This window comes from Streptomyces sp. NPDC005761 (assembly GCF_040630635.1).
In the GTDB taxonomy this organism is placed as follows: domain Bacteria; phylum Actinomycetota; class Actinomycetes; order Streptomycetales; family Streptomycetaceae; genus Streptomyces.
This window is the reverse complement of sequence record NZ_JBEXXX010000100.1, coordinates 1-2817: the sequence shown is the minus strand read 5'-3', so window position 1 is coordinate 2817 and position 2817 is coordinate 1. Positions and strand designations below refer to the sequence as shown.

General features: G+C 65.9%; 3 protein-coding genes. 2 read left to right on the top strand and 1 reads right to left on the bottom strand.

Translation table 11 applies throughout. The features are described from left to right. Nucleotides 1–123: 123 nt before the first annotated feature. Nucleotides 124–1539 carry an IS21 family transposase gene (gene istA, locus ABZ434_RS36010; RefSeq protein ID WP_359146309.1) on the top strand — a complete coding sequence of 472 codons (1416 nt, stop codon included), beginning with the start codon at nucleotides 124–126 and terminating at the stop codon, nucleotides 1537–1539. Then, complete coding sequence (gene istB / locus ABZ434_RS36005) at nucleotides 1536–2306, top strand: IS21-like element helper ATPase IstB (RefSeq protein WP_359146306.1); 771 nt, start codon at nucleotides 1536–1538, stop codon at nucleotides 2304–2306. Before istA ends, istB begins: the two co-directional genes overlap by 4 nt. A gap of 9 nt (nucleotides 2307–2315) precedes the next feature. Here istB and ABZ434_RS36000 read toward each other — a convergent pair whose 3' ends face one another. Next, nucleotides 2316–2738: a hypothetical protein gene (locus ABZ434_RS36000; protein ID WP_145806976.1), complete on the bottom strand. Its 423-nt coding sequence runs from the start codon at nucleotides 2736–2738 to the stop codon at nucleotides 2316–2318. Nucleotides 2739–2817 lie beyond the last annotated feature (79 nt).

Here is a 2817-nt window from a genome sequence, read left to right as displayed (position 1 = left end):
TGTCGGCGTACACGTGAACGCACATAGCCGCGTACGGATGAACGTGCAGAGTTCTTGATGTGCTGAGTGCCGGCCCCCGGCACGCTGCTGCCTGTTGTCGAAGGTCGCAGAGAGGGGTGGGCCATGGTCTTGGACCCGCAGCGCTGGCTCGAGCTCCGGCGTTTTCGCGGTTTGGTGGAGTCCGGGGCGATGAGCCTGTCGGAGGTCGCCAAGGAGACCGGGCTGAACTGGCGGACGGTCAGCAAGTACCTGTCTGCTGACTCGTCTGCGCCTCCGCGCCGGGTGGCAAGCGGTCAGCCGCGCAAGCGGGTTATCGACGAGGTCGCTCCTCTGATCGACGCGATGCTGCGGGCGGAGATCCTGATGAAGGCCGCGGTGATTCACGAGCGGCTGGCCACGGAGTACGGGTTCACCGGGAACTACCAGCGGGTCAAGCTCTACGTGCAGGAGGCCCGCCCGAGAATCGCGGAAGAACTCGGGATCGCTCCGCGGGAGCTGGCGGGGATGCATCGCAGGTTCGAGGTGATCCCGGGTGCTCAGGCTCAGGTGGACTGGGGCGATGAGGGCAAGCTTCTGGCCCACATGGGCATCCCGAAGGTCTACTCCTTCCACATGGTGCTGTCGTACTCGCGCGATCCGTTCTGCTGCTTCACCACCAGCCTGGACCTGCAGACGTTCTTCGACTGCCATCGGCGGGCATTCGCGCACTTCAACGGGGTCCCGATGACGATCGTCTACGACCGCACCAAGACGGTCGTGCGCCGTCACGTGGCTCCGGGTGAGGCCGTTCCACTGCATCCGGAGGCGGTCGGGTTCGCCGGCCACTACGACTTCGACATCGATGTGCTGGCCGCCTACCGGCCCCAGGGCAAGGGCCGCGTCGAGCGCCAGGTCCTGATTGTCCGCGACCACGTTCTCTCGGGCCGGGCCTTCTCCTGCATCGAGGAGATGGACGCCGCGTTCACCGCCTGGGTGCCGAAACGGCGAACCCAGACGCACCGGACTCACCAGCAGGTCATCGGTGAGCGGGCAGTTCGTGACCACGCGGCTCTCAAGCCGTTGCCACCGACCCCGTATCTGGTAGCCGAACGTCATCTGCGGCCGGTCGGCAAGGACTGCCTTGTCGCCTTCGGCGGGAACCTCTACTCGGTCCCCGCCCGCAAGGTCCGACCGCGTCAGCTGGTGGAGATCAGGGCCACGAAGTCGCAGGTCATGCTGCATTCCACCATTTCCGACTCCAGCGGCGAGACGCTGCTGGCCATGCATCCACGGGCCGTCGGACGCGGGGTGCGTGTCGTCGAAGAACAGCACTGGGACGGCCTGCCCACCGGCAAAGGACGCCGGACCACCACCGGCGATGCCTTGCCCCGGCCGCGTCACGATCACCCCTTGGGCGAGGAGGCCGGACCGCTGCAAGCCCTCCTCAACCGGGCTGCGGCGACCCGCGTCGAGGTCGGCCGCCGACCGTTGTCGGTCTATGACGAGCTGACCGGGACCCGCCCTTTCACCAGTAACCGAGCGACGAAGGAATCGTCTTGAGCGAGCTGACCGGCAACCGCATCCGCACCACGGCGACCAAGCTCGGCCTGCCCCACCTGGCGGAAACCATCAACGAGTACACCCGGCGGGCGGACGAGGGGAAGATGGGCTACCTCGACTTCCTCGACTTGGTCCTCTCCGAGGAACTCGCCGTCCGCGACGACCGCCGCTTCCGCCAGGGCCTGCGGCTCTCCCGGCTGCCGCACCACAAAACGATCGATGAGTACGACTTCTCGTTCCAGCCCGAGCTCGACCCGCGAAAGATCAAAGACCTGGCCACCCTGTCTTTCGTCGAAGCGAAGGCCAATGCTGCCCTGCTGGGGCCGCCCGGCGTCGGCAAGACCCACATCGCGGTCGCGCTGGCTGTCGCGGCCTGCCGGGCCGGATACTCGATCTACTTCACCAGCCTCGACGACATGGTCCGCAACCTCAAGGCAGCCGAGGCAGCCGGACGTCTGACCAGCAAACTGGGTTCCTACCTGCGGCCGAGCGTTCTCGTGGTCGATGAGGTCGGCTACCAGCCCCTCGAACGCGCGGAGGCGAACCTGGTCTTCCAGGTCATCTCGAAGCGCTACGAAAAGGGCTCCATCATCCTGACCTCGAACAAGACCTTCAGCGAATGGGGCCAGGTCTTCGGCGACGAAGTCCTCGCCACCGCCATCCTCGACCGCCTCCTGCACCACTGCGAAGTCGTCGCCATCAACGGTCCCAGCTACCGGCTGAAGAACCGCCTCAAGGCCATCGAGCGCGATACGGAAGTCGCCTGATCCGGGAGTTCAATCCTGGCCCAGCTCCTCGCCCGGCGGGATGAAGGCGTCGGCACTGTCGGCATCGTCAACATGCCCGTGAGCGTCCATCGTGATGGCTGTCGCCCGGCCTTGCGAGGTGATCAGCCACGCGAGTACCTGTTCCGTGAGCGGGGTGTTCCCCGGGCCCTCGTCTTTCCAGTGGGCCCGCCACCCACCACCAGGAACGGCGGCTACGACCTGGTCGGCCTTCTCAAGGTGGGAGAAGTCCTCGTAGTCCGTGACGGGACGCATGGCGCCTCGCTTCGGGTCGACTACAAGCGCCGTTCCAGTTGCCGGGTCCCATGCCTCCACCCGCACCATGCGGCCGATGTCGGTCTCAGTGCCATTGAAGATCGCGGTCCAGCCGGTCTGATTGAAGTAGCGAAGGTCCACCGCTCCATCCTCTCGCATGGCGATGAGCGCACCGGGCGGCTACTTGCTCTGCACGTTCATCCGTACGCACCCCTGCACATAGGCAAGTACGCCGACA